Origin of the sequence: Kitasatospora sp. NPDC086791 (assembly GCF_040685975.1) — a bacterium.
Taxonomy (GTDB): domain Bacteria; phylum Actinomycetota; class Actinomycetes; order Streptomycetales; family Streptomycetaceae; genus Kitasatospora.
The window spans coordinates 1-2,417 of the sequence record NZ_JBFBOC010000071.1; the positions used below are offsets into that span (position 1 = coordinate 1).

The window sequence follows — 2,417 nt, forward strand, 5'->3', positions numbered from 1 at the left end:
CATCCCCGGCCTCAACTGAGAGAGGAGTCCACCGCGATGTCCAAGCCCCTGCCCGCCTCCGTGCGGACCCACTTCACCGCCCTGCGCGTGCTCCTGGTGCTCACGGTGATCCTGGGAGTCGCCTACCCGCTTCTGGTCACCGGGATCAGCCAGGTCGCGTTCAGCGACAAGGCCAACGGCTCGATCGTGAAGTCCGACGGCAAGGAGGTCGGTTCGAGCCTGATCGGCCAGAACTTCAACCTGCCGAAGAAGAACCCGGACGACCCGAAGGAGGAGGCCCAGCCGGACCCGAAGTGGTTCCAGCCCCGGCCCTCCGCCGCCGGGACCGGTTACGACCCGTCCTCGTCCGGCGCCTCCAACCTCGGCCCGAACAGCGAGGACCTGCTGAAGTCCGTCAACGACCGCCGTGCCGCCGTCGCCGCGTTCGACGGCGTCGACCCGGCGAGCGTGCCGGCCGACGCGCTGACCGCCTCCGGCTCCGGCCTCGACCCGCACATCTCGGTGGCCTACGCCAAGGAGCAGGTCGACCGGGTCGCCAAGGAGCGCAGGCTGGCGGTCGACACGGTGGCCAAGCTGGTCGACCAGTACACCGAGGGCCGCTCCGCCGGCTTCCTCGGTGACGAGGGCGTCAACGTCGTCCTCCTCAACAAGGCACTCAGCGAGCAGAAGTGATGGAACTCCATCGATCTGCCGAGTAACCAGACCGACCCGGGTGCGGGGGAGCAAACCCCCGTGCCCGGGTCGGTCACCCATGTCTGCGCACCACCAACCTGCCAGCCACACATGGAAAGAGCAGCGCCCATGGCCCGCGACCTCGCCCCCGGCACCGTGCACCGCCGTGGCCGGCTGAGGGTCTATCTCGGCTCGGCCCCCGGGGTCGGCAAGACCTACCGGATGCTGGACGAGGCCCACCGCAGACAGGACCGTGGCGCGGAGGTGGTGGTCGGGTTCATCGAGTGCCACGGGCGGAGGTTCACCGAAGAGCTTGTGAACGGACTTGAGGTGATGCCGAGGGTCCACCGCTCCTACCGGGACGCCGAGTTCGAGGAGATGGACCTCGACGCGGTGCTCGCCCGCCGCCCCTCCGTCGTGCTGGTCGACGAGCTCGCGCACACCAACATCCCCGGTGGACGCCACGCCAAGCGCTGGCAGGACGTCGAGGAACTGCTCGCCGCCGGCATCGACGTCATCACCACCGTCAACGTCCAGCACCTGGAATCGCTGAACGACGTCGTCCGGAAGATCACCGGCATCCCCCAGCGCGAGACCGTCCCGGACGAGGTGGTCCGCCGGGCCGACCAGATCGAGCTCGTCGACATGGCCCCGCAGGCACTGCGCCGCCGGATGGCCCACGGCAACGTCTACAAGGCGGAGAAGGTGGACGCCGCGCTCTCCAACTACTTCCGGGTCGGGAACCTCACCGCCCTGCGCGAACTCGCCCTGCTCTGGGTGGCCGGGCGGGTGGACGAGGGCCTGCGCGACTACCGGGCGTCCCACAGCATCGACCGGGTCTGGGAGACCCGCGAACGCGTCGTCGTGGCGCTGACCGGCGGCCCCGAAGGCGAGACCCTGATCCGGCGAGCCGCGCGGATCGCCGACCGCACCGCCGGCGGCGACCTGCTGGCCGTCCACGTCACCCGCAGCGACGGCCTGGCCGGCGCCTCCTCCGGCGCGCTCGCCCAGCAACGCCAGCTGGTCGAGACCCTCGGCGGCAGCTACCACGTGGTCGTCGGCGACGACATCCCCACCGCGCTGCTCGCCTTCGCCCGCGCGCACCACGCCACCCAGCTGGTGCTCGGCACCAGCCGCCGCGGCCGGATCAACCGCTTCCTCACCGGCCCCGGCACCGGGCAGACCACCGTGGACGCCTCCGAGGACATCGACGTCCACATGGTCACCCACGAGTTCACCGGCCGCGGCCGGCTGCCCTCACTCGGCCGCCGCCACTCCCGACGCCGCACCATCGCCGGCTACGCAGCAGGCCTGATCGTTCCCCTGCTGCTCACCGTCGCGCTGTCGCCGTTCCGGAGCACACTCAACCTGACCACGGACGCGTTGATCTTCCAACTCGGCGTCGTCGCTGTGGCGTTGCTGGGTGGCGCACTGTCCGCCCTGCTGGCCTCGGTCATCGCCTCGGTGCTGCTGAACTACTTCTTCATCCCGCCCCTCCACACCCTGACCATCGACGAGGCCAACAACATCGTCGCCCTGGTGGTCTTCGCCACCGTCGCGTTGACCGTCTCCACCGTGGTCGACCACGCCGGCCGGCTCACCACCCGGGCCGCCCGGGCCACCGTCGAGGCCGAGACCCTCTCCACCCTTGCCGGCAGCGTGCTGCGCGGCGCCGACGCGCTGCCCGCCCTGCTGGAGAAGTCCCGGACCGCCTTCGGCCTGCGGGACGTCGCCCTGCTCTCCCG

Annotated in this window: 2 protein-coding genes; both read left to right on the plus strand. The window is 70.7% G+C overall.

Going from position 1 to position 2,417, the window contains the following annotated elements; genetic code table 11:
* Window positions 1–36 precede the first annotated feature (36 nt).
* Window positions 37–672 carry a potassium-transporting ATPase subunit KdpC gene (gene kdpC / locus AB0Q99_RS34235; RefSeq protein WP_363578169.1) on the plus strand — a complete coding sequence of 212 codons (636 nt, stop codon included), beginning with the start codon at window positions 37–39 and terminating at the stop codon, window positions 670–672.
* 129 nt (window positions 673–801) lie between these two features.
* The coding region (locus AB0Q99_RS34240) for a DUF4118 domain-containing protein (RefSeq protein ID WP_363578171.1) at window positions 802–2,417 on the plus strand (1,616 nt) is incomplete at its 3' end.

Coding starts and splice junctions, on each gene's coding strand:
- kdpC (WP_363578169.1), top strand. CDS start 37: ATGTCCAAGCCCCTGCCCGCCTCCGTGCGGACCCACTTCACCGCCCTG.